We start from the raw sequence: 23476 nt of genomic DNA on the forward strand, positions 1-23476 counted from the left end.
GTCACTCCTTCGTGGTGGTGTGGTAGGCGGCCGCCGCGACGGCGCCGGACGCGACGAGCACGGTCACGGCTTCCATCTCGGGCGACAGGTAGCGGTCGGGGCCGGGCCCTCCGGCGACGGTGCGCACGAGATCGCGCACGGCGCCGGTGGCGGCGGCGGGCTCGAGCGGCGCCCGCAGGTCGAGGGCGCGCGAGGCGGTGAGCACCTCGATCGCGAGCACGCGAGAGAGCCCGTCGATCGCCCGACGGAGCTTCCGCGCGGCGGCCCACCCCATCGACACGTGATCCTCCTGCATCGCGGACGACGGGATCGAGTCGACGGATGCCGGGACCGCCAGCCGCTTCAGCTCCGAGACGATCCCCGCCGCGGCGTACTGGGCGATCATGAAGCCCGAGTCGACCCCGACCTCGTCGGCGAGGAACGGCGGCAGGCCGTTGCTGCGCGCGCGGTCGAGGGCGCGGTCGGTGCGGCGCTCCGAGATCGAGGCGACGTCGGCCACGGCGATCGCGAGGAAGTCCAGCACGTACGCGACAGGTGCGCCGTGGAAGTTGCCGTTCGACTCGACGCGCCCGTCATCGGTGATCACGGGGTTGTCGACGGCCGCGGCGAGCTCGCGCGAGGCGATGAGCAGCGCGTGGTCGGCGGTGTCGCGGGCGGCGCCGTGCACCTGCGGCGAGCAGCGCAGCGAGTACGCGTCCTGCACGCGGGTGCAGACGGCGGGGTCGCGGTGCGACGCCATGATCCCCGAGCCCGCGAGCACGGCCCGCAGGTTCGAGGCCGAGACGGCCTGCCCCACCTGCGGCCGGAGCGCCTGCAGATCGGCGGCGAACACGGCGTCCGTGCCGAGCTGGGACTCGACCGACATGCCCGCGGCGACATCGGCCGTGTCGAGCAGCACCGAGAGGTCGTGCAGCGCGAGCAGCAGCATCCCGAGCATGCCGTCGGTGCCGTTGATGAGCGCGAGGCCCTCCTTCTCGCGCAGGACGAGCGGGGACACGGATGCTGCCGCCAGCGCCTCGGCCGCGTCGACCTCTTCGCCGGTCGCGGTGCGCACGCGCCCCTCGCCCATCGCGGCGAGCGCGACGTGCGACAGCGGAGCGAGGTCGCCCGAGCAGCCGAGCGAGCCGTACTCGCGCACGATCGGCGTGATGCCGGCGTTGAGCATCGCGGCGTAGGTGTCCACGACGACGGGCCGGACGCCCGTGTGACCGGTCGCCAGCGTCTGCAGGCGCAGCAGCATGAGCGCGCGGACGACCTCGCGCTCGACCTCGGGGCCCGTGCCGGCCGCGTGCGAGCGGATGAGGCTGGCCTGCAGCTGCAGGCGGCGCTCCGGGGCGATGAACGTGGTGGCGAGGGCGCCGAAGCCGGTCGAGATGCCGTAGTGCGGCTCGGGGTCGTCGGCGAGGCCCTCCACGAGGGCGCGGGTCGCCGCGACGCGCGCGACGGCCTCGGGGGCGAGCTCGACGAGGGCGCCGTGACGGGCGACGGCGACGACCTCGTCGGGACGCAGCGGCGCCGCGCCGACGGTGACGACGGCGACGTCGGTGGCGGAGGGGGGCGTGACGATGGTCATGCTCCGATTCCACACCCGGGCCGTGGCGCGCGACAGCGGGTCGTGGCATCCTCTGTCTGTGATTCCAGACAGCAGCACGAGGCCTCAGGTGCCCGCCGCGGACCAGACGCTGCGGATCCTGTCGTACCTCGCGCGCCAGCGCGGGCCGGTTCCCGCGCGCACGATCGCGACCGCGCTGGACCTGCCGCGCTCCACCGTGTATCACCTGCTCGCGGCGCTGCAGGAGCACCAGTTCGTCGTGCATCTGCCCGAGGACCGGCGCTGGGGCCTCGGCATCGCCGCGTTCGAGCTTGCCGGCGGGTACTCGCGCCAGGAGCCGCTCGCGCGGCTCGGCCGCCCCGTGCTCGCCGACCTGGTCGATCGCGCCGGCGAGAGCGCGCACCTCGCCGTCATGCACGGTCGCGACGTGCTGTACATCGTCGAGGAGCGTGCGCCGCGCCGGCCCGCGCTGGTGACGGACGTCGGCGTCCGCCTGCCGTCGCACCTCACCGCGACGGGCCGGGCGATGCTCGCGGCGCTGCCGCGCGAGCAGGTGCGGGCGCTGTTCCCGGACGCCGCGGCCTTCGCGGACCGCACGGGCCGAGGCCCCCAGCGGCCCGGAGAGCTGCGGGAGCTGCTCCGCGGCGTGCGGGAGCGGGGGTGGGCCTCCGAGGACGGCGAGGTCACCCTCGGGCTGGGGTCCGTCGGCGTCGCGGTGCTCGACCACGTCGGCTGGCCGATCGCCGCGATCGCAGTGACCTTCCCGACGGACGGCGCGCGCGAGGCCGCGGACTTCGCGGAACTCGTCGCCCCCGTGGCGGCCGAGCTCGGCAGGCGCATCGGCGGCGCGCGTCCGACCACGTCGAAACTCTGAAAGGCTCTTGCAGGTTTTTCCGATCCGATCTAATCTGAAATCGTCTTTCAGATTGGATGATCATGGCCGCACCCGAGACCCGACGCACGCTCAGCGACCCTGCGGCACTCGAGGCGCTCGCCCACCCGGTACGCCTCGACCTGCTCAGCTTCCTCATGTCGCACGGCGCCGCCACCGCGTCCGAGTGCGCGCGGGCGGTCGACGACAACCCGTCCAACTGCAGCTACCACTTGCGGGTGCTCGCCAAGCACGGGCTCGTCGAGCCGGTCGCCTCCGACGACGGCCGGGAGCGGCCGTGGCAGGCGACGGTCACAGGACTCAGCCTCGATCTCGACTCCGAGGACCCGTCGGTGGCGGCGAGCGCGACCGCGATGCTCGAGGCATCCCTTCAGCTCGACTACCAGCTGGCGCGCGAACACGTCCGCCGGCGCGATCGCATCGAGGGTGAGTGGCGCGACGTCGACGCCCACGCCCAATACGGACTGCGTGTGACGCCCGCCGAGCTGCAGTCGATCGTCGAGCGCATCGACGCGATCGTCCGGCCGTACATCGCCGCGACCCGCGCCGACGCCCCCGACGGCGCCGCGGTGGCCAGCCTCTCTCTACTGGCGTTTCCGCGCCCCACGTTCGGGGAGGAACCGCGATGACCTCGCGCAGCGCCTTCGCGATCCCCGCCTTCCGGCGGCTGTGGACGGCCGGGCTCATCTCCGACACCGGCGACTGGCTCCTCTTCATCGCGCTGCCGCTCGTCGTGTTCCAGCTCACCGGCTCGGCGCTCGGCACCTCGATCGCCTTCCTGCTCGAGCTCATCCCTGCCGTGGCGCTCGCACCCCTGGCCGCGCGGCTCGTCGGGCGGTTCGACCGTCGCTGGATCATGGTCGCCGTGAACGTCGGACAGGCGCTGGCGCTGCTGCCCCTGCTCTGGGTCGACGAGCTCGGCGACCTCCCCCTCGCATACGCGGTGATCTTCGTGCACGCCTCGCTCAGCACCCTGTTCGAGCCGGCGAAGAACACCCTCCTTCCCGAGTTGGTCGACACCGGCCGCCTGGTCTCGGCCAATGCCCTGATCGGCCTCAACCAGAACCTCGGGCGCCTGGTCGGCGGCCCGCTGGGCGGCGTGCTCCTCGCCGTCGGCGACCTCGGCCTGATCGTCGCGGTCGACGCGCTGACCTACGTCGTCTCGGCCGTCCTCATCGCGACCCTGCCGGCCGTCGCCGCACCGGCCGAGACGCACTCCCCCGAGGAGAGAGCCGCCCCACGACCGGCTGGACTCCTCACCGCCTTCCGCCTCCCCCGGCTGCGGGGCGCGTTCGCCGTGATCTTCGTGTCGAGCGTGGCGCAGGGGATGTTCCTCGTCCTCTTCGTGCTCTTCGCGCTCGGCCCGCTGCGGGGATCGGACGCCGACGTCGGCCTCCTGCGCGGCATCCAGGCGATCGGCGCCGTCGTCGCCGGTGTCGTGCTCGGCTTCCTCGTGCGCGGGTCTTCGCCGCGCGCGCTCACGGCGCTGAGCCTGTTCGCGTTCGGCGCGCTCTCGCTCGCGACGTGGAACCTTCCCGCACTCACCACCGACATCTGGCCCTACGTCGTGCTGTTCGCCGCCGTCGGCGCGCCAGGCGTGATCATGATCGCGGGCCTCATGAGCGTGCTGCAGGAACACTCCGCACCGTGGCAGCGCGGCGCCGTGTTCGCCGCGGTCGGGCTCGTGAGCGCGCTCGGGCAGGCGGCCGGCATCCTCCTCGGCGCCCTCTCCGACGGCCCGATCGGCCTGCTGCCTCTGCTGGAGCTGCAGGGATGCCTCTACCTGCTGAGCGGAGTCATCGCCCTGCTGTGGCTCCCCCGCGTGCATCGCGCGGGAAAGGCCGGCGGTCTGGCCGCGACGGCCACGCACGCGGGCTGAGGCATCGGAGATCGCACCAGACCACGTGCGGGCACGAGTCCGCGGACCTACGTCCGCTGCTCGCGCATGCGCACCACCAGCTCGGGCTCGATCAAGCGGTGCCAGTCCCCGTCGTAGGTGTCGGCATCGGCGACCAGAAGGTCGAGCACCGCCTCGGCGACCCGCTCCGGACGCTGCTCGACGCTCGACAGCTCGAGCGCTTCGGCGACCGGGGTGTTGTCGAATCCCACGACCAGCATGTCGGGGTGGCCGCTGTGCGAGGCGGCGAGGTGGGCGCCGACCGCCAGGGTGTCGCTCGCACACACGATGGCGTCGACGGCTCCGGCGGCGAGCTCCTGCTCGACCACCGCGCGCGCGGCCGACACGGTGTCCACCGCGGTCCAGCGAAGGCTCGCAGGCGGGTCGGCCCCGAATCCCATCGCCTCCCGCCAGCCCCGCTCGCGGTCGTCTCCCGTGCCCGAGCCCCGAGGCCACCCCAGGAACGCCACTCGCGAGCCGTTCGCCATCGCTTGGGTGGTGGCAGCCCGGGTGCCGGCGGCACCGTCGACGTCCACCCACGGCCGTTCGGGATTGCCCATCGCCACGCCCGCGCCGGGTTCGCCCCAGGGCCGGCCGAACGCCACGAACGGGATGCCGTGCTCGGCGAGCCAGTCCGCTCGAGGATCACCGGCGTACGTGCCGGTCAGCACGATCCGGTCGATCTCTCCTCCCTCGCGCAGCTGCCGGACCCGACGCAGCTCCTCCTCCGCGTCGTTGGCGGCGTACACCAGGATGCGGAGGCCACGGGGCGTCGCGCGGTCGGTCAGCGCGTGGATGAAGCGATCGAGCACGATGCCGGAGATTCCCCCCGCGTACGGATCGAGGTGGATGCCGATCGTCGCGCTGCGCTGCGTGCGAAGCCGTCGCGCCGCCATCGAGGGCGCGTAACCGAGCTCCATGATCGCCGCGCGGACGCGCTCCCGCGTGCCCTCTCTGACGATCTCGGGGCTGTTGAGCACGTTCGACACCGTCTGTCTCGACACCCCTGCCACACGAGCGACGTCTTCGACGGTCGGCGACTTCGCCATGGGACCTCCCCGTGCCGCACTTGAGCGTTCAAATCGTTATCCTACGGGCCCGTCAATCGGGTTGACAGTCGGTGCGGCCCGTTCTACCTTGACCGTTGACGGCGGACTTTGATCGTTCAAATTGAACGAATGCACCTGAGCCATCCCCTCGCCGGCCGTCGCGCTTGACTCATCAAAGGAGAGAGACATGACACGGCACATCCCACGCGCCGGCCTCGCAGCCGGAGCCCTGCTCGTCACCGGGGCCCTGGCCCTCGCGGGCTGCGGGTCGGGCTTCGACGACTCGGGAGACGCAGGCGGCGGCGCCACGGACGGCGAGCTCACCAGCTCCGACGACGGCCTCACGATCCTCTTCGGCTCCAGCGGCGACGCGGAGACGGATGCCGTGAAGGAAGCCGCGGCGGCGTGGTCGAAGGATTCGGGCGTCGACGTCGAGGTGAAGGTGGCCACCGACCAGGCGCAGGAGCTCTCCCAGGGATTCGCGGCGGGCGACCCGCCGGACCTGTTCTACCTGGCGCCCGAACTCCTGGCCGGCTACGCCGACAACGGCTCCCTCAAGGCGTACGGCGACCAGCTGGGCAACAAGGACGACTTCTACCCCGCGCTCGTCGAGAACTTCACCTACGACGACCAGTTCTACTGCGCTCCGAAGGACTTCTCCACGCTCGCCCTCATCATCAACAAGGGACTGTGGGATGCTGCGGGCCTCACCGACGACGACATCCCCACGACGTGGGACGAACTGTCGACGGTCGCCCAGACGCTCACGAAGGACGGCGTCGTCGGACTCAGCTTCGGCTGGGAGTGGCAGCGCATCGGAACCTTCATGGCGCAGGCCGGCGGTGGTCTCATCAAGGACGGCGAGGTGATCGCCAACAGTCAGGAGAACGTCGACGCCCTCACGTACGTCAAGGACCAGATGGCGGCGGGATCGTTCGCGTATGCGCAGGACCTGGGCGCGGGCTGGGGCGGTGAGGCCTTCGGCAAGCAGCTGAGCGCCATGACGATCGAAGGCAACTGGATCACCGGCGCCATGACGAACGACTTCCCCGATGTGGACTACGTCGTCGCCGAGCTTCCCGAGGGTCCGGGCGGCAAGGGCACGCTGCAGTTCACGAACTGCTGGGGCATGGCCGCCGACAGCCCCAACCAGAAGGCCGCGCTCGACCTCGTCGAGTACATGACGAGCGCCGACCAGCAGCTGGCCTTCTCGAAGGCGTTCGGGCCGATGCCCTCGGCGAAGTCGGCCGCTGACCAGTGGACCAGCGACAACCCCGACCTTGCAGCCTTCCTCGCGGGCGCGGACTACGCACAGGGATTCCCGACGTACGACGGGAGCTCCGACGTCATCACGGACTTCAATGCCGAGCTCCAGGGCCTGAAGGACGGCGACCCGCAGCAGATCCTCGACACGGTCCAGTCGAACTTCGAGGCGATCGTCGGCTGAGGCCGGTCCGATGACTGCCACCGTTTCAGCGCCTCGCCGCGCACGGAGTGCCCGATCGGGCATCCGGCGCGGCGAGACGCTGGCGGGCTGGGTGTTCACCCTGCCCGTCCTGCTCATCCTGGGCGTCTTCCTGCTCGTGCCGGTGCTGATGGCCCTCTGGGTCAGCGTCTCGGACTGGAGCGGACGAGGGAGCCCGTTCTCGGGCAACGTGGGCTTCGTCGGTCTCGAGAACTACGCGAGCGTCACGACCGGAGACGGCTTGGCCGCGCGCGACTTCGGGATCGCGATGCGCAACAACGCCTGGTACGTCGTGCTGGTCGTGCCGCTGCAGACGGCGCTGTCGCTGTTCCTCGCCCTGCTCGTCAACGGCGCGGTGCTCCGCGGTCGAGGGATCTTCCGCACGGCCTTCTACTTCCCCTCGGTGACGGCGACCGTGGCGATCACGGTGCTGTGGCTGTTCCTCTTCAACCCGAGGGGCGTCGTCAACGCGGTCCTCGCCGTCGTGGGCATCGACGGGCCGAACTGGTTCGCCGATCCGCGCGGCATCTTCCACGTGCTGCTGTCCGGCCTCGGCGTCCGCGAAGGGCCGGCGGCGCTGACCGACAACGGCTTCATCGCCGTCTCGTGGTGGAACTGGATGGCGGGTCCGTCGGTGGCGATGTCGGCCTTCATCCTCATGGCGATCTTCACGACCAGCGGCACCTTCATGCTGCTGTTCCTCGCCGCGCTGCAGAACATCGGCCCCGAGATCCAGGAAGCCGCCATGGTCGACGGTGCGAACGCGTGGCAGCGGTTCTGGCGAGTGACGCTGCCGCAGCTGCGTCCTGCGCTGTTCACCGTGCTGACGCTGGGTCTGATCGGCTGCTGGCAGGTGTTCGATCAGATCTACACCGGTACGCGAGGGGCGCCAGCGAAGACGACGCTGACCCCGGCCTACCTGTCCTATGACGCGAGCTTCCTCGACCAGGACTGGGGGCAGGGCGCGGCGATCGCCTTCATCCTGTTCGCGATCATCGTGCTGTTCACGCTGTTCCAGCGCTGGGTGCTCCGCGAGCGGCCGGTGTCCCGGCGTCGTGCGCGCCAGTACGAACTGCCGACGCGACCGTCGACCGCGAGCCCTGCGACGGTCGCCGCCAACCAGGTGCCCTCTCCCCCGGACGCGGGCGGGGCCCCCGGTGCCACAGACCGCGACCGAGAGAACGGGGGCCCGCGATGACCGGCACGACCGTCGACAAGGCGCCGAAGGCCGCGCCGCCGCGAACGGCGCATCAGGCGGAATCTCCGCAGCGACGACGTCGCACCTCGGGACTCGGCTGGCAGATCGCGCTCTACGCCGTGCTCATCGTGATCTCGCTGATCTACATCTATCCCTTCCTCGTCCAGCTGGGAACGTCCTTCAAGACGGACGCCGAAGCCGCCTCGAATCCCGTGTCGCTCATTCCGCAGGTCTTCTCGACCGCGGCCTACGAGCGTCTGTTCCTGCGCAGCGACTTCCCGGTGTGGTTCCGCAACTCGGCGATCGTCACGATCAGCGTCACCGTGCTGCGCGTGTTCTTCGTGTCGCTCGCGGGCTACGCGCTGGCGCGTCTGAACTTCCGCGGACGGGGAATCGTGTTCGCCGGCGTCATCGCCGTCATGGCCGTGCCGAGCGTGGTGCTGCTCATCCCGCGGTTCCTCGTCATCAACCAGCTCGGCATCTACGACTCGTACGCGGGAATGATCCTGCCGCTGCTGGTCGACGCCGCCGGCGTGTTCATCATGAAGAACTTCTTCGAGTCGATCCCCGTGTCGGTCGAGGAGCAGGCACGGATCGACGGCGCGGGCAGCTTCCGCATCTTCTGGTCCGTCGTGCTCCCGATGGCGCGGCCGGCGCTGATCACGATCATCATCCTGTCGTTCCAGGGGTCGTGGAACGAGCTGTCGCACTTCATCGTCTCCACGCAGTCCCCCGAGCTGACGACCCTGACGAAGGGGGTCGCCGGGCTGGCGTCGGGGCAGCTGAGCCAGGGCACGCAGTACCCGCTCAAGCTGGCCGCCGCGCTCATCATGACGATCCCGGTCGCCGTGCTCTTCTTCATCTTCCAGCGAAGGATCATGAACGCGAGCCAAGGGGCGGTGAAGGAGTGAACGCGGGGCTGCAGCCGTTCCTGTCCGACGCGATGGTGGCCCTGCGCGCACCGACCCAGGTCTGGTCGGGGCGCTCCGGCGACCTGGGCGCCCAGGCGATCGACGGCGTCTACCACGGCGACACGCGCTTCGTCCGCGAAGCCGAGCTGACCTACGCGGTCGGGGGCGAGGCATCCGTCCCCGAAGCCATCTCGGTGGGCGAGATCTCGGCGTCGGCGGTGTCGTTCACGGCCCTCCTGCGTCGCATCGACGACGACTGGCCCGATCCGAAGGTGCGCCTCGAGCGCGTCCGCACCGTCGAAGGCGGGGTCGTTCGCGAGCTGCTCACGGTGCGTTCGCATCTGACCGGCCCCGTGTCGACGAGCCTCCGGCTGCGACTCGTGCCCGACTTCGCCCCACTCCAGGAAGTGAAAGCAGGAGCCTCCGCGTCCCGCGTGTGGGAGGCGGAGGCCGACGGGCACACCGTTCGCCTCTCCGGCGACGACAAGTTCCTCGTGCTCACGGCGCCTGGCGCGCGCGTGCGGACAGAGCATCAGTCCGTCGTCGTCGAGTGGGCGGTCGAGTGCCCTGCCCACGGGGAGTGGTCGGCCGAGTGGACCCTGGAGCTCGACGACCCCGGCCTCGTCGTCGCACCCGCCACGGCGGAGCCGCGCCGGAACGCGGTGGACATCACCGCAGCACGCGACCCCCGGCTCCGCCGGTGGGTGGATCGCGCGCTCTCCGACCTCGACGCCCTGCGCCTCGCGCTTCCCGGTGCTCCCGACGACGAGTTCCTCGCGGCGGGCGCACCGTGGTTCTTCACGCTCTTCGGACGCGACTCGCTGTGGGCCGCGCGCCTGCTGCTTCCGGTCGACCCGGGGATCGCGGCATCCAGTCTCCGCGTGCTCGCGCGACTGCAAGGCACCAAGAGCGACCCGGCGACCGCTGAAGAGCCCGGCAAGATCCTCCACGAACTGCGCGCCGGCGAACTCGCGATGCCCGGCGAGGGCATCCTCCTGCCACCGGTGTACTACGGCACCGTCGACGCCACCCCGCTGTGGGTGTGCCTGCTCGCCGAAGCCGCCGCCGCGGGGATGCCGGAGTCCGAGGTGCGAGCGCTCGTTCCCGCGCTGCGCTCCGCGCTCGGGTGGATCGTCGCGTCGGCCGGCGACGACGGATTCCTCGACTACGTCGACGAGACCGGGCGCGGTCTGTCGAACCAGGGCTGGAAGGACTCCGGCGACTCGATCCAGTGGCGCGACGGAACGCTCGCGCAAGGGCCGATCGCCCTCTGCGAGGTGCAGGGCTACGCGTACGAGGCCGCCATCCGAGGGGCCGCGCTGCTGGAGTCGCTTGACGAGGAAGGCGCCGGGCCGCTTCGCGAATGGGCCGCCGGGCTGCGCCGCCGGTTCGCCGACCGCTTCTGGGTGACGACGCCCGAGGGGCGGTACCCCGCGATCGCACTGGATCGCGATGGTCGTCCGGTCGACACGCTCACCTCCAACATCGGCCATCTGCTCGGCACCGGCATCCTCGAGCCCGATCAGGCGAGGGAGATCGCGCGGCTCTTGACCGGCCCCTCGATGACCTCGGGCTTCGGTCTGCGGACGATGTCGACGGATGCCGCCGGGTATTGGCCGCTGAGCTATCACGGCGGCAGCGTGTGGCCGCATGACACGGCGATCGCCGCCCGCGGCATGGCGGCCGAAGGGCTCCGTCACGAGGCGCTCGTCGTGGTCGACGGACTGCTCGCGGCGGCGGAGACCTTCGCCTTCCGCATGCCCGAGCTCTACTCGGGCGATGACCGCTCGGCTACCCCGGCTCCGGCTCCCTACCCGGCGGCGTGCCGCCCGCAGGCGTGGTCGGCCGCTGCCGCCATCACGTGCCGTGAGATCCTCCGGGACTGACGGTCAGTCGACCTTCATGACGGTGCCGCCCGTCAGACGCACCAGTTCGTCGTAGGTCATCGGGAACACGGTGTGCGGTGTGCCGCCGGCGGCCCAGATCTCGGGGTAGCCGGCGAGGTCCTCGTCGACGACCGTGCGCAACGGCGCCGGGTGGCCCGTCGGCGCGACACCGCCGATGGCCTGGCCGGTGGCCTCCCTCACCTGCTCGGGCGTCGCGCGCTGGATCTTCCCGTGGCCGAGGCGCTCCGCGAGCGCCGTCGTGTCGACGCGGTGCGCGCCGCTCGTCATCACGAGCAGCGGTGCGCCGTCGCTGGAGAACACCAGGCTGTTGGCGATCGCCCCCACCTCGACCCCGAGCGCCTGGGCGGCGAGGACGGCGGTGGACGCGGCATCCGGGAGCACCACGATGTCGCCGGGGATGCCGGCGGCGCGGATCGCGTCGTGGACGAGGCGGCTGCGGGCGGGAAGCGAGGCGGGGATGGTCACCGGCTCAGCCTAAACGCGGCCGCGCGCGAGGATCTCGCCGTGGGGCATGAGAAGCCAGCCGTCGTCGGTGGCCGCCCACTCGCGCCAGCCGTCCGAGATGCGCTGCAGCAGCGCGTCGTCGGCGCCGGTCGCGCGCGCCGAATCAGCGAACGCCGACTGCAGCACGCGGTCCGCCCACATCCCGCCCCACCACGCACGGTCGGCCTCGTCCTCGAAGAGCCAGAGCGACGCGGTGGCACGAATGTCGGTGAGGCCCGCCTCCTGCGCCCATGCCTTGAGCCGCCGCCCGGCCGCGGGCTCGCCCGCGACGCTGCGGTGCGTCGCCAGATAGAGCGCGAGCCACTCGTCGAGTGCGGGGATCAGTGGATACCAGATCACGCCCTCGTAGTCGACGTCCCGCGCGGCGACCAGGCCGTCAGGGCCGGCGACGCGTCCGAGCTCGCGCAGCATGTCGACCGGGCGATCCACGTGCTGCAGCACCTGGTGCGCGTGCACCACGTCGAAGCCGCCGTCCTCGTACGGCAGCGCGTAGGCGTCGCCCACCGCGAACGACAGGTTCGGCGCCGCATGGTCGGCCGCGGCCTGCGCGACGACGTCGGCCGAGGCATCCGTCCCGACCACCCGAGCGGGTGCGACGCGGGTGGCGAGGTCCGCGGTGATCGTGCCGGGGCCGCTGCCCACATCGAGGACCGAGACGCCCGGCCGAAGGTGCGGCAGAAGATACGCCGCGGAGTTCTCGGCGGTGCGCCAGCGGTGCGACCGCAGAACGCTCTCGTGGTGGCCGTGGGTGTAGGCGTCTGGCATTCGTCGATGCTATCGACGGCGGACACACTGCTGAGGCGTGCGCAGAACTCCTGCCGTCGACCACGCAATGTGCCCACTCGCCGCCGACACGGTTGAACAATTCGCAGAATCGGTGTCCAATGAGAATGGATGCCGCAACGCCGAGGCGTCCGCAGCGCACTGCCCACGAGGCCCGCCGAAGGAAGAACCGCGATGACGCACACCCTGCCCCTGCCCGATTTCGCACACGAGCGGGTGGAGGTGATCACGGGCCGCCGGAGCGGCCTGTTCATCGCCGTCGCGCTGCACTCGTCCGTGCTCGGCTCCGCCCTCGGTGGCGCGCGCCTGTGGACGTATCCGCACTGGAGCGACGCCCTCGGCGATGCGCTGCGCCTGTCGGCCGCCATGACCCTCAAGAACGCCGCGGCCGGCCTCGACGCCGGCGGCGGCAAGTCCGTCATCGCCCTGCCTCCCGGCACCACTCTCGACACCGACCGTCGCCGCGCCGCGTTCCTCGACCTCGGCGACGCCGTCGAGTCGCTGCACGGCCTGTACCGCACTGCTGAGGACGTCGGCTCGACGACCGAGGACATGCTCGTCGTCAGCGAGCGCACCGAGCACGTCGTGGGTCTGCCCGATGCCGTGGGCGGCTCGGGCGAGCCCGCCGGCCCCACGAGCCTCGGCGTGTACGAGTCGCTCCGCGCGACGCTCGAGCGCGTCGCGGGCACCGCCGACGTCGAGGGACGCCGCATCACGATCTCCGGCCTCGGCCAGGTGGGCAGCCGGCTCGCGGTGCGCCTGTCGGCCGAGGGCGCGCGCCTCACCGTGACCGATGTGAACCCCGCCAAGCGCGACCTCGCCACCGAGCTCGGTGCGGAGTGGATCGCCCCCGGCGAGGAGCACCTCGTCCCCGCCGATGTGTTCGTGCCGGCCGGCATCGGCGGCCTCCTCACCGACGAGGTCATCGACGCCCTCGACGCGAAGGCCGTGTGCGGCCCGGCGAACAACCCGCTCGCCGACCACAGCGGTGCGGCCCGTCTCGCCGGTCGCGGCATCCTGTACGCCCCCGACTTCGTGGTCAACGCGGGCGGGGTGATCTACCTCGACCTCGAGGCCAAGCACCTCGGCACGCGCACCGAGATCATGGATCGCGTCGGCCAGATCGGCGACACCGTGCGCCGCATCTTCGACGAGGCCGAATCGCGCGGCGTCACGCCGCTCGAGGCCGCTGAAGGGCTCGCCGCCGAGCGCCTGGCCGCCGGCGGCCGCCAGCCCGCACTCGCGCACTGAGCCGGCACCCGCCCGGCCACCGGAGGGGTGGCCGGGCGCGATGCAGGGCTGAGACTGCGTTCCACCGATTGCGGAATCGCGTTCCACAATCCTCGATGCGGATGGCATGATGGTCGCACGGCCGGGCTCAGCCCGCCGACGACGACCGTCATGCCGCCCGATCGAAGGAGATCCGGTGTTCACCAGTCCCGAAGCCGATATCGAGATTCCCGAACTCGACGTCTACGACTACCTCTTCGCGAGCCTGACCGACGAGGAGCTGGGGCGCATCGCGCTCATCGATCCCGCGACCGGCGCCGAGACCACGTACGGCGCGCTGCGCGGGCAGATCGACCTGTTCGCGGGCGCGCTCGCCGCACGCGGCGTCGGCGTCGGGACCGTGCTGGGCCTCCTGTGCCCGAACGTCCCCGCCTTCGCGACGGTGTTCCACGGCATCCTGCGCGCGGGCGCCACCGTGACGACCGTCAACTCGCTGTACACGGCCGGCGAGATCGAGAAGCAGCTGCGCGATGCCGGGGCCACCTGGCTCGTCACCGTGAGCCCGCTGCTCCCCCAGGCCCAGGCCGCGGCCGAGGCCGTCGGCATCCCTCACGAACGCGTCATCGTGCTCGACGGCGCCTCAGGTCACCCGAACCTCCGGGAGCTGCTCACCGAGGGCGCGCCCGCACCCGACGTCTCGTTCGACCCGGCGACGCATATTGCGGTGCTCCCCTACTCATCGGGCACGACCGGCATTCCCAAGGGCGTGATGCTCACGCACCGCAACCTCGTCGCGAACGTCGCGCAGTGCCGCGTCGCGCTCGACCTCGCCGCCACCGACCGCGTGCTGGCGGTGCTGCCGTTCTTCCACATCTACGGCATGACGGTGCTGCTCAACCTCGCGCTGCGCCAGCGCGCGAGCCTCGTGACGATGCCGAAGTTCGACCTCGGCGAGTTCCTCACGAACATCCAGAAGTTCCAGTGCACCTACCTGTACATCGCGCCGCCGATCGCGGTCGCGCTGGCCAAGCACCCGATCGTCGACCAGTTCGACATCTCGAGCGTCCGCACGGTGTTCTCGGGAGCGGCTCCGCTCGACGGCGAGACCGCCGAGACGGCGGGGCGACGCATCAACGCGCGCATGATGCAGGGATACGGCATGAGCGAGCTGAGCCCCGTCTCGCACGCGATGCCGGTGGACCGCTACGACATCCCGGTGAGCTCCGTCGGCGTGATGCTGCCCAACACGCTCAACAAGCTCATCGACACCGAGACCGGCGATGAGATCACCGAGCTCGGCCCGGACGGCGTCACGAAGGCGGGCGAGCTCTGGGTCAAGGGACCCAACGTCATGCTCGGCTACCTGAACCAGCCGCAGGCGACGGCGGAGACGCTCGACGCCGACGGATTCCTCCACACCGGCGACATCGCGGTCTACCACGAGGGCGGCTACTTCTCGATCGTCGACCGGGTCAAGGAGCTCATCAAGTACAAGGGCTACCAGATCGCTCCCGCAGAGCTCGAGGCGCTCCTCCTCGGCCATCCGAAGGTGATGGATGCTGCGGTCATCGGCGTGCTCGACGACGACAAGCAGGAGATCCCCAAGGCCTTCATCGTGGCCGCCCCGGACTCCGGCCTCACCGAGGACGAGGTCATGGCCTTCGTCGCCGAGCACGTCGCCCCGCACAAGAAGGTGCGTCGCGTGGAGTTCATCGAGGCGATCCCGAAGTCCACGTCGGGCAAGATCCTCCGCAAGGACCTCCGCTCCCGCGAGACCGCCACCGCCTGACGCCTCGGCACGCGAGAACGGATGCCTCGGCGAACGCGTTTCGCCGAGGCATCCGTGGTCCTCGCCACTAGGTTGGCGCCATGGAGGGACTCTGGCTCGCGGCGCTGAGCGGCCTCATCGGCGGCGGCACGCTGCTGGTCGGCGCCGCCGTCGCGTGGTTCGTCGACATCCCCCAGCGCATCGTCGCGGGGATCATGGCGGTCGGCGCGGGCGTACTGATCTCGACGCTGGCGTTCGAGCTCGTCGAGGAGGCGGCGGCGGACGGTGGGCTCGTTCCGACCACCGTCGGGTTCCTGGGCGGCGCGATCATCTACATCGTCGCGGACCAGCTGATCTCTCGCCGGAGCAAGCAGCGGGCCGCCGTCGGCGCATCAGGATCGTCTTCGACCGCCGTCTCGGCGAGCTTCGACTTCTCCGACGGCGACGACATCTCCGCGAACATCGTCGCCCGCCGCGCCGGGGCACAGGCGGTGAGCGGGGCGGGGCTCGTGATCGCGGTCGGCGCTCTGATCGACGGCATCCCCGAATCCATCGTCATGGGCCTCTCCGTCCTTCAGGGCGGGATCAGCATCCCGATCGTCGCAGCGATCGCGATCAGCAACTTCCCCGAGGGACTCGGCTCGACCGCCGCCCTCAAGCGGGGCGGCTCGAGCGGGAGGTACGTCGCCCTGTTGTGGAGCGGGATCGCGCTGATCACCGTCGTCGCGTCGGTGCTCGGCTACGTCGCGTTCCAGTCGGCGTCGCCGAACCTCATCGCCCTCATCACGACGATCGCCGCCGGCGGCCTCCTCGCGATGGTGTGCAACACGATGATCCCCGAGGCGTTCGACGAACAGCAGGCATTGACCGGCCTGTGGGCGACGATCGGCTTCCTCGGCGCGTTCCTCCTGCACGAGCTCACCTGAGCCGGACGATCGGAGCCGCGGCGCTCACTCCGCCGGGGCGGCTGCGACGGCGACGGTACGGCGCGCCCGGAGCGCGGTCGCCGCGCCGATCAGCACAGCCCCGACCGCCACCCAGATGAGTACGCGGTAGTCGACGACGAGGAGGAGTCCCGCGCCCGCGATCGACACGAGGGTCTGCGGCAGGTTCACGACCACATTGGCCGCGGCGCCGGTGCGGCCCTGCAGGGCGTCGGGCGTGAGGCGCTGGCGGAGGGTCGAGAAGGCGACGACGGTGATCGGGATGCCGATCCCCATCACGAACATGCCGGCGCCGCCGAGAACGACCGAACCGAAGGCGAACGGCACGCTGCCGACCGCGATGAGAAGGAGCCCGAGTGCGGCAGAGCGCCCCTCGCCCCACCGGGTCACCACAGTCGCCGACAGGAGCCCGCCGAACACGGCGCCCGCGCCCTGGATGGGCACGAGCACCCCGATCGCGACCGGGTCGGCGTGCATCGCATCGAGGGCCGGGAACACGATGATGTTGAGCAGTCCGGTCGCGCCGAAGCCGATGGCGGCGGCGATCGTGATCACCCGGAGGCTCTGCGGTGCGAAGAGCTGCTCGAAGCCCGCGACCAGCTCGCGGGAGTAGCCGCGCCCGGGTTCCCGCGCCGGAGCCGCACCACCGACGGGAAGACCCGCGACGATGACGGCAGCCACGGCGAAGCACGCCGCGGTGAGCACGATGACCGCCGGTGCGCCGAGCCACACGTACAGAGCCGTGCCGATGAGCGGCGACACGAGACGCAGCCCGTTGTCGATCGTCGACAGCACGCCGTTGCCCGATGCGAGCTGGTCGTCGCGCAGCATCGCACGGATGATGCCCGACTGCGCCGACGCCGTCACGTAGCCGGCCGCGCTGTAGAGGAAGACGACGGCGTACACGAGCCACAGCTGCGCCGTGCCCGACACGAGCAGCAGGGACAGCACGATGGGAACGAGCGCGACGTTGTTGAGCACCAGGAGCCGGCGCCGCGGCATCCTGTCGGCGAGCATCCCGATGAAGGGCGCGAGGATCGCCGGCAGACCCAGCGCGACGAAGACGAAGCCGGCCGCGACGTCCGATCCGGTGAGCTCCTTCACCCAGACCGCGACCATCAGGAACAGGGCGCTGTCGCCCAGGTTGGTCGCGACCCAGCCCGCCGCGAGCCGCGGAAACCCCGGCGCCGACCATGCGACCGGACCGCGCCGGACTCCGCGCTCCGTGCCGGAGGTCACTTCTCGTCCTCCGGTTCGGGGTTCACCACGGCGAAGAACCGGGAGTAGCGGGCACCCGGCGGCCGCTTCGACGGATCGGTGTGCCGACCCGCGAACCGGTCGGTGATCTCCTGCAGATCTCGGCTGAGCTGTGCGAGCTCTTCCGCGGTCGCCCAGAACGACGAGCGCGTGAACGTCGTCGCCTGCACCCACTCGTCGCTCTCGCGATCGATGCGCGCGAACCAGTCCATCGCGCGGAGGAACTCCGACTCGAGCCCCATCGACGCGACCGCCTGCACCGCGAGCAGCGAACCTGGCACCTCCGGATCGGGCCTCATGTCGAAGTCCGCGACCTTCACCCGCCACGGCTTCTCGCGCCCGCGCCGCTCCGCCCGCTCGATGTAGCCGTACTTCTCCAGCATCCGCAGGTGGAACGAGCAGCTCGCGGCCGACTCCCCCAGCGCCTCGGCGCACTCCGTCGCCGTCGCCTCCGCCACGTCGCCCAGGTGGTCGAGCAGGGCGATCCGCACCGGGTGCGCGAGCGCCCGGATCCGCTCAGGATCGGTGATGCGCTCACGGCGCGCCGACCGCGGGAACGGCTGTTCGTCGGTGGTCATGGCCACGACTTTATATTCTAAAGACTCCTTTCGCAAGATTTCTTTAGAATGAGATCACACGGATGCTGCGGGGCACGGTGGACGCGAGAGCGGAGGTGGGTCCTCCGCCAGGCGCCCGCCGAACTCGGAAATCTCGCGAGACTCGGACCTCTTCCCGCGGAAGCCACCGATTTTCGCCGGATCTCCGAGTTTCGCGGGGCGAGGGATGCGTTACGCGGTGGCCCAGAGGCCGTCGTCGTCTGCGGCGCCGGGCGCCTCGACCGACAGGCCATGGAGCAGCTCGAGGGCGGCACGCGCCTCGTCGATGCGGCCTTCGACCGCGAGTTCGCGGATGCGCACCGACGGCTGGTGCAGCAGCACGCCCGCGAGGTGGCGCAGCGCCGCCTCGACGTCATCGCCCGCGCCGCGCGAGCGCGCACGGGCGATCTCGGCGTCGACGATCTTCAGGACGTCACCGCGGAGCGCGGTGATCGCGGGGCCGGCCTCGCGGTCGGCATGGAACTCGGTGGCCGCGTCGCCCACGATCGCGCGCGCGTCGGCGTGGGCGCTGAACTCGGCGAGCGGCGCGTGCAGGCGGATCGTCTCGAGATCGAGCAGCTCGACCGCCTCGACCACCCCGACGGCGGGGTCGACGTTGCGCGGGAGCCCGAGGTCGATCACGAGCACGCGTCGGCCGGGGGTGAACGCGTCCGCGTGCACGACGGCATCCGCCGTGCAGGTGATGACGACGTCGGCCTGAGCGACCGCGGCCGCGAAGTCCGACACGGGGATCAGCCCGTGCTGCGCGGCGAACGCCTCGGCGCGGCCCGACGGCGAGAAGACGTGGATGTCGCCGGCACCGCGGGCGCGGAGCGCCTCGACCGTGCGGACGGCGTACTTTCCGGTGCCCACGAGCACGATCTTCGCGGCGGACCACTCGGCGACGCGGCTCGACGCCAGTTCGAGGGCGAGGCGCACGAGCGAACGGTGCGCTCCGCGCAGCTGCGTGCGGTTGCGCACGCCGCGGCTGGTGTGGGTGGCCTTCTGGAACAGGCGCTCCAGCTCGCTCGACGTCATCCCGTCGGCGCGAGCGGCGTCGAGAGCGCGGCGCACCTGACCCGAGATCTCGTCTTCGCCGACCGACATCGACTCGAGGCCGCTCGTGACGGCGAAGAGGTGGGCCGCAGCATCCGCCCCCTGATGAACCGCGACCGACGCGCGCAGCAGATCGACCGACACGCCGGATGCGTCGGCCATCGCCTCGATGACGGACTCGGCTGCGACCGCCTCGCCGCCCGTGAGCGGCTCGTCGATGTCGAGATAGGCCTCGAACCGGTTGCAGGTCGCGAGCACGACGGCGCCGGAGACGAAGATCTCGTCGTCCACGAGGGCGCGCGTCGCCGTGGGCGCCCCCACAGAGAGACGCTCCAGGATGTCGAGGCTCGCGTTCCGATGGTTCGCGGTCAGACAGAGGAGCACAGACCTAATCTTAACGTGTGTCGTTGCATGACTCTCACCCTTCCGTCCTTCAGAGAAACGATCCCCCCGCGCTGATACGCGCCTATCGGGGCGAACGGCCGACTCGCACGCCGGTCTGGTTCATGCGTCAGGCGGGCCGATCACTTCCGGAATACCGCGAGCTGCGGGTCGGCACCGACATGCTCGACGCCTGCCTGAATCCCGAGCTCGCCAGCGAGATCACGCTGCAGCCGGTGCGTCGGCACGGCGTCGACGCGGGGATCTTCTTCAGCGACATCGTGATCCCGGTGCGCCTGTCGGGGGTCGACGTGCGCATCGTCGCAGGACGCGGGCCGGTGCTCGAGAACCCCGTGCGGACGGCGGAGGACGTCGCGTCCCTGCCCCCGCTCGACCCGGACTCGCTCGCTCCGATCCGCGACGCGGTGGCGCTCACGGTCGCAGAACTCGGTACGACACCGCTCATCGGCTTCGCCGGCGCCCCGTACACGCTCGCGTCGTACCTCGTCGAGGGCGGCCCGTCGAAGGAACAGCTGAAGACCCGGGCGCTCATGCACTCAGACCCCGACACCTGGGCGGCGCTGCTGACGTGGTGCGCCGAGATCACGGGCGCGTTCCTCGCCGCGCAGATCGAGGCGGGCGCGTCGGCCGGGCAGCTCTTCGACTCGTGGGCGGGCTCGCTCAGCCTCGCCGACTACACGCAGCACGTCGCGCCGTTCTCCGCCCTGGCCCTCGACGCGGTGCGACACCTCGATGTGCCCCTGGTGCACTTCGGCGTCGGCACCGGCGAACTGCTCGCCGCGATGCGCGACGTCGGCGTCGACACCGTGGGCGTCGACTGGCGTCTCCCGCTCGACGAGGCCGTACGCCGGCTCGGCCCCGACGTCTCGGTGCAGGGCAACATCGACCCCGCGCTGCTGCGGGCCCCGTGGCCGGTGCTCGAGGCGCACATCCTCGACGTGCTCGAGCGCGGCCGCGCCGCCCGCGCGCATGTCGTGAACCTCGGGCATGGCGTCCCTCCCGACACCGACCCGACGGTGCTCACGCGCATCGTGGAGTTCGTCCACGCGAATGGCTGACTTCACCGTCGTCGGCGGCGGCGTCGCAGGGCTCGTCGTCGCCCGCCGGCTGGCGGCCACGGGCGCCGCGGTGACGGTGTTCGAGGCGTCCGATCACCTCGGCGGGACGGTCGCGCGGCACGAGGTCGGAGGACTCGCGCTCGATGCCGGGGCCGAGAGCTTCGCCGTGCGCGGCGGCACCGTCGAGGCGCTCCTCGCAGAGCTGGGCCTCGACGGCGACATCGTCGCCCCCGCTCCAGGACCGGCCTGGCTGCAGCCCGTCGCGGGCAGCGCAGTCCCCCTGCCGGCGACCGCGCTGCTCGGCATTCCGGCGGACCCCCTCGCCGACGACGTCGTGCGAGTCGTCGGACTCGCGGCGGCGGAACGAGCCGTCGCGCTCGACGCGCGCCCCGTCGGCGAGGTGCCCGCGATGCTCGGTCCGCTCGTGCGGGAGCGTCTCGGCGCCGACGTGCTCGACCGGCTCGTCGCACCCGTCGTGCACGGCGTGCACTCGCAGCACCCCGACCAGATCCCGGTCGCACGCGCCCACCCCGGGCTCGCTGACGCCGTCGCGAGTGCGGGTTCACTCAGCGGAGCCGTCGCGCGCCTGCGTGCCGCCGCTCCCCCGGGCGCGGCGGTCGCGGGCATCCGCGGCGGCATCCACCGACTCGTCCCCGCCCTCGCCGGCGACCTCGCGCGGCGCGGGGGCGACATCCGCCTCGGAACGCGGGTCGACGACCTCGACGGTCTCGACGGCACCGTCGTCGTGGCCGCGCCGGGCGTGGCCACGCCTGCCGCGCCCGGTCGTCGCATCGACCTCGTGACGCTCGTGGTGGAGCAGGACGAGTTGGATGCCGCGCCCCGAGGCACCGGCCTGCTCGTCGCCGCCGGAGCCCCGGTGGGCGCCCGCGCGCTCACACATGCGACAGCCAAGTGGGAGTGGCTCCGCGAAGCTGCCGAGGGACGCCACGTGGTCCGGCTCTCCTACGACGAGACACCCGGCGACCCCGTCGCCGCAGCGGTCGCCGACGCCGAGACGCTGCTGGGGGTGCGGCTGCCCGTCGTGGTCGACGCGGCCCAGGTGTTCTGGGTGCGGCCGGCCGCAGCATCCACTGTCCCCTCCGGTCTCACGGTCGTCGGCGAGACGGTCGCGGGCTCGGGCCTCGCCGGCATCGTCGCCCACGCCGAACGCACGGCGGCGGACCTGCTGGCGCGCTGACCCGAGGTTGCGACCGCGTCCGGGGCGTTTCGTCTCGCTCGTTCCTCGCTCGCTCAACGACCGAGACTGAGGGTCCGGTCGTTGAGCGGAGCCCGCTCTGGCGCGCGCAGACGAAACGCATCGGGTGTCCGGGAGTGTCAGGGCGCGGATTGAAACGGCGCTCCCGGAAACCTCGCACGCAGGGGGTGAAAGGATGGAACCATGACCGACGTCGCGGCGAACTCCCCCACTGAAACCCTCGGCTACACCCTGTGGGCCGTCTTCCGCCGCGACGCCTCTGCGCCCGCCCCTGCAGGAGACCTGACCGCTGCGGTCGCCGAGGTCGAGGCATCCGGGGTCACCGTCCGCGGGTTCTACGACGTGTCGGGCCTGCGCGCCGACGCCGACCTCATGATCTGGCTCACCGGGGTGGGCATCGCCCCCGAGGTGCTGCAGTCCGCTCTGCGGACGCTCCGTCGCGCTGAGCCGCTCGCCTCTCTCGTGCCGGTCTGGAACGCGATGGGCGTGCACCGCGACGCCGAGTTCACCGCCAGCCACCTGCCCGCGTTCATGCGCGACAAGGATCCCGAGGCGTGGCTCACGGTCTACCCGTTCGTGCGGTCGTACGACTGGTACATCCTCCCCGACGACGAGCGCCGCCAGATGCTCGCGGACCACGGCCGCAAGGGCGCCGCGCACCGCAGCGTGCTGAGCAACACCGTCGCGTCGTTCGCGCTCGGAGACTACGAGTGGATCCTCGCCCTCGAGGCGCCCGAGCTCGTCGAGCTCGTCGACCTCATGCGCGACCTCCGCCAGACCGAGGCCCGTCGCCACGTGCGCGAAGAGGTGCCGTTCTACACAGGACGCCGCATCGGCCTCGACGAGATCGCCGAGGTGCTGGCGTGACCACGCTGCGCATCGGCACCCGCGGCAGCACGCTCGCGCTGACGCAGACCGGCATGGTCGCCGACGATCTCGCCGACGCGTACGGCGTCACGACCGAGCTCGTCACGATCACGACCGACGGCGACCGCTCCAACGAACCGCTGTCGCGTGCCGGCGGTACGGGCCTCTTCACCGGGGCGCTGCGCGACGCGCTCCTCGCCGGCGAGTGCGACGTCATCGTCCACTCGCTCAAGGACCTCCCGACCGCTCCCCACGACCAGCTCGTCGTCGCGGCCATGCCTGCCCGCGAAGACCCGCGCGACGCCCTCATCGCCCGCGACGGGTTGAAGCTCGACGAGCTCCCCGCCGGCGCCCGCGTCGGCACCGGATCGCCCCGCCGCATGGCGCAGCTCCGCGCCCGCCGCCCCGACCTCGAGGTCGTCGACATCCGCGGCAACGTCGACACGCGCCTCGGCAAGGTGACGAGCGGAGAGCTGGATGCCGTCATCCTGGCCGCCGCCGGCCTCACGCGCATCGGGCGCACCGATGTCGTGACCGAGTTCCTCGACGCAGACCGCTGGCCGACCGCCCCGGGTCAGGGCGCGCTCGCGGTCGAGGTGCGCCGCGGCGAGGAGAGCCTCGTCGACCGGCTCGACCACGCCGAGACCCGCGCAGCCGTCGAGGCCGAGCGCGAAGTGCTCGCCCTCCTCGAGGCCGGCTGCTCCGCTCCGGTCGGGGCGCGCGCCGTCGTCGACGCCGGGCTCCTCCTGCTCTCGGCAAGCGTCTACAGTCTCGACGGCACGACGACCCTCACCTCGTCGCACGCCACCGTGTGGCCCGAAGACGAGGGCGATCCGTCGCGCGAGGTCGCAGCATCCGTCGCCCGTGAACTGCTCGATGCCGGCGCCGCCGGCCTGACGGGAGAACGCCCGTGACGTACAACCC

At 71.5% G+C, this 23476-nt stretch carries 21 protein-coding genes; 14 read left to right on the top strand and 7 right to left on the bottom strand.

The features are described from left to right. Position 1 precedes the first annotated feature (1 nt). Entirely contained in the window at positions 2–1573 is a 1572-nt protein-coding gene (gene hutH / locus ACLBXX_RS12580; RefSeq protein ID WP_447658294.1) for a histidine ammonia-lyase, read from the bottom strand. Between the two features lie 88 nt (positions 1574–1661). Here hutH and ACLBXX_RS12585 point away from each other — a divergent pair, with 88 nt between their 5' ends. The 3 genes from ACLBXX_RS12585 (at position 1662) to ACLBXX_RS12595 (ending at position 4323) form a co-directional block, all read left to right on the top strand. Further along, on the top strand, positions 1662–2426 hold the full coding sequence (locus ACLBXX_RS12585; RefSeq protein WP_387145539.1) for an IclR family transcriptional regulator: 765 nt from the start codon (positions 1662–1664) through the stop codon (positions 2424–2426). Between the two features lie 62 nt (positions 2427–2488). Continuing rightward, complete coding sequence (locus ACLBXX_RS12590; protein WP_447658295.1) at positions 2489–3073, top strand: helix-turn-helix domain-containing protein; 585 nt, start codon at positions 2489–2491, stop codon at positions 3071–3073. Beyond that, positions 3070–4323, top strand: coding sequence for an MFS transporter (locus ACLBXX_RS12595; protein ID WP_447658296.1), 1254 nt, complete (start codon positions 3070–3072; stop codon positions 4321–4323). Before ACLBXX_RS12590 ends, ACLBXX_RS12595 begins: the two co-directional genes overlap by 4 nt. A 47-nt stretch (positions 4324–4370) precedes the next feature. On the opposite strand, the gene ACLBXX_RS12600 is transcribed toward ACLBXX_RS12595, so the two are convergent. Next, complete coding sequence (locus tag ACLBXX_RS12600; RefSeq protein ID WP_447658297.1) at positions 4371–5390, bottom strand: LacI family DNA-binding transcriptional regulator; 1020 nt, start codon at positions 5388–5390, stop codon at positions 4371–4373. A gap of 187 nt (positions 5391–5577) precedes the next feature. On the opposite strand from ACLBXX_RS12600, the gene ACLBXX_RS12605 reads away from it, so the two are divergent. Genes ACLBXX_RS12605 through ACLBXX_RS12620 form a run of 4 tightly spaced genes read left to right on the top strand, consistent with a single transcriptional unit; the run spans position 5578 to position 10850 of the window. Continuing rightward, entirely contained in the window at positions 5578–6837 is a 1260-nt protein-coding gene (locus tag ACLBXX_RS12605) for a sugar ABC transporter substrate-binding protein (protein ID WP_447658298.1), read from the top strand. Positions 6838–6847: 10 nt separating this feature from the next. Further along, positions 6848–8053, top strand: coding sequence for a carbohydrate ABC transporter permease (locus ACLBXX_RS12610; protein WP_447658299.1), 1206 nt, complete (start codon positions 6848–6850; stop codon positions 8051–8053). After that, positions 8050–8964: a carbohydrate ABC transporter permease gene (locus ACLBXX_RS12615; RefSeq protein ID WP_447658300.1), complete on the top strand. Its 915-nt coding sequence runs from the start codon at positions 8050–8052 to the stop codon at positions 8962–8964. Before ACLBXX_RS12610 ends, ACLBXX_RS12615 begins: the two co-directional genes overlap by 4 nt. Further along, complete coding sequence (locus ACLBXX_RS12620) at positions 8961–10850, top strand: glycogen debranching N-terminal domain-containing protein (protein WP_447658301.1); 1890 nt, start codon at positions 8961–8963, stop codon at positions 10848–10850. The genes ACLBXX_RS12615 and ACLBXX_RS12620 overlap by 4 nt, the downstream gene beginning before the upstream one ends. 3 nt (positions 10851–10853) lie before the next feature. Here ACLBXX_RS12620 and ACLBXX_RS12625 read toward each other — a convergent pair whose 3' ends face one another. Both ACLBXX_RS12625 and ACLBXX_RS12630 read right to left on the bottom strand, forming a co-directional pair. After that, complete coding sequence (locus ACLBXX_RS12625; RefSeq protein WP_447658333.1) at positions 10854–11330, bottom strand: YbaK/EbsC family protein; 477 nt, start codon at positions 11328–11330, stop codon at positions 10854–10856. Between the two features lie 15 nt (positions 11331–11345). Then, on the bottom strand, positions 11346–12140 hold the full coding sequence (locus ACLBXX_RS12630; RefSeq protein WP_447658302.1) for a methyltransferase domain-containing protein: 795 nt from the start codon (positions 12138–12140) through the stop codon (positions 11346–11348). Positions 12141–12332: 192 nt separating this feature from the next. On the opposite strand from ACLBXX_RS12630, the gene ACLBXX_RS12635 reads away from it, so the two are divergent. The 3 genes from ACLBXX_RS12635 (at position 12333) to ACLBXX_RS12645 (ending at position 16082) form a co-directional block, all read left to right on the top strand. After that, entirely contained in the window at positions 12333–13409 is a 1077-nt protein-coding gene (locus tag ACLBXX_RS12635) for a Glu/Leu/Phe/Val dehydrogenase dimerization domain-containing protein (protein WP_447658303.1), read from the top strand. 175 nt (positions 13410–13584) lie between these two features. Next, the gene (locus tag ACLBXX_RS12640; protein ID WP_447658304.1) at positions 13585–15177 is read left to right on the top strand and encodes an AMP-binding protein; all 1593 of its coding nucleotides are present in this window, start codon (positions 13585–13587) and stop codon (positions 15175–15177) included. 80 nt (positions 15178–15257) lie between these two features. Beyond that, entirely contained in the window at positions 15258–16082 is an 825-nt protein-coding gene (locus tag ACLBXX_RS12645) for a ZIP family metal transporter (protein WP_447658305.1), read from the top strand. Between the two features lie 24 nt (positions 16083–16106). Here ACLBXX_RS12645 and ACLBXX_RS12650 read toward each other — a convergent pair whose 3' ends face one another. From ACLBXX_RS12650 to ACLBXX_RS12660, 3 genes are all read right to left on the bottom strand, one after another. Further along, positions 16107–17339, bottom strand: a complete 1233-nt coding sequence (locus ACLBXX_RS12650; protein ID WP_447658306.1) for an MFS transporter — start codon at positions 17337–17339, stop codon at positions 16107–16109. Next, positions 17336–17935: an ArsR/SmtB family transcription factor gene (locus ACLBXX_RS12655; RefSeq protein WP_447658307.1), complete on the bottom strand. Its 600-nt coding sequence runs from the start codon at positions 17933–17935 to the stop codon at positions 17336–17338. Before ACLBXX_RS12655 ends, ACLBXX_RS12650 begins: the two co-directional genes overlap by 4 nt. Before the next feature lie 210 nt (positions 17936–18145). Beyond that, positions 18146–19393 carry a glutamyl-tRNA reductase gene (locus tag ACLBXX_RS12660; RefSeq protein WP_447658308.1) on the bottom strand — a complete coding sequence of 416 codons (1248 nt, stop codon included), beginning with the start codon at positions 19391–19393 and terminating at the stop codon, positions 18146–18148. 17 nt (positions 19394–19410) lie between these two features. Between ACLBXX_RS12660 and hemE the strand changes: the two genes are divergently transcribed. From hemE to hemC, 4 genes are all read left to right on the top strand, one after another. Continuing rightward, entirely contained in the window at positions 19411–20469 is a 1059-nt protein-coding gene (gene hemE / locus ACLBXX_RS12665) for a uroporphyrinogen decarboxylase (RefSeq protein ID WP_447658309.1), read from the top strand. Then, the gene (locus tag ACLBXX_RS12670; RefSeq protein ID WP_447658310.1) at positions 20462–21667 is read left to right on the top strand and encodes a protoporphyrinogen/coproporphyrinogen oxidase; all 1206 of its coding nucleotides are present in this window, start codon (positions 20462–20464) and stop codon (positions 21665–21667) included. The genes hemE and ACLBXX_RS12670 overlap by 8 nt, the downstream gene beginning before the upstream one ends. A 201-nt stretch (positions 21668–21868) precedes the next feature. After that, a complete protein-coding gene (hemQ, locus tag ACLBXX_RS12675) occupies positions 21869–22552 on the top strand; it encodes a hydrogen peroxide-dependent heme synthase (protein WP_310292225.1) in 684 nt (227 codons plus the stop codon). Further along, positions 22549–23466, top strand: coding sequence for a hydroxymethylbilane synthase (gene hemC, locus ACLBXX_RS12680; protein ID WP_447658311.1), 918 nt, complete (start codon positions 22549–22551; stop codon positions 23464–23466). The genes hemQ and hemC overlap by 4 nt, the downstream gene beginning before the upstream one ends. The last annotated feature ends 10 nt before the right edge of the window (positions 23467–23476 follow it).

The sequence above is a fragment of the Microbacterium sp. C23T genome, assembly GCF_053345975.1.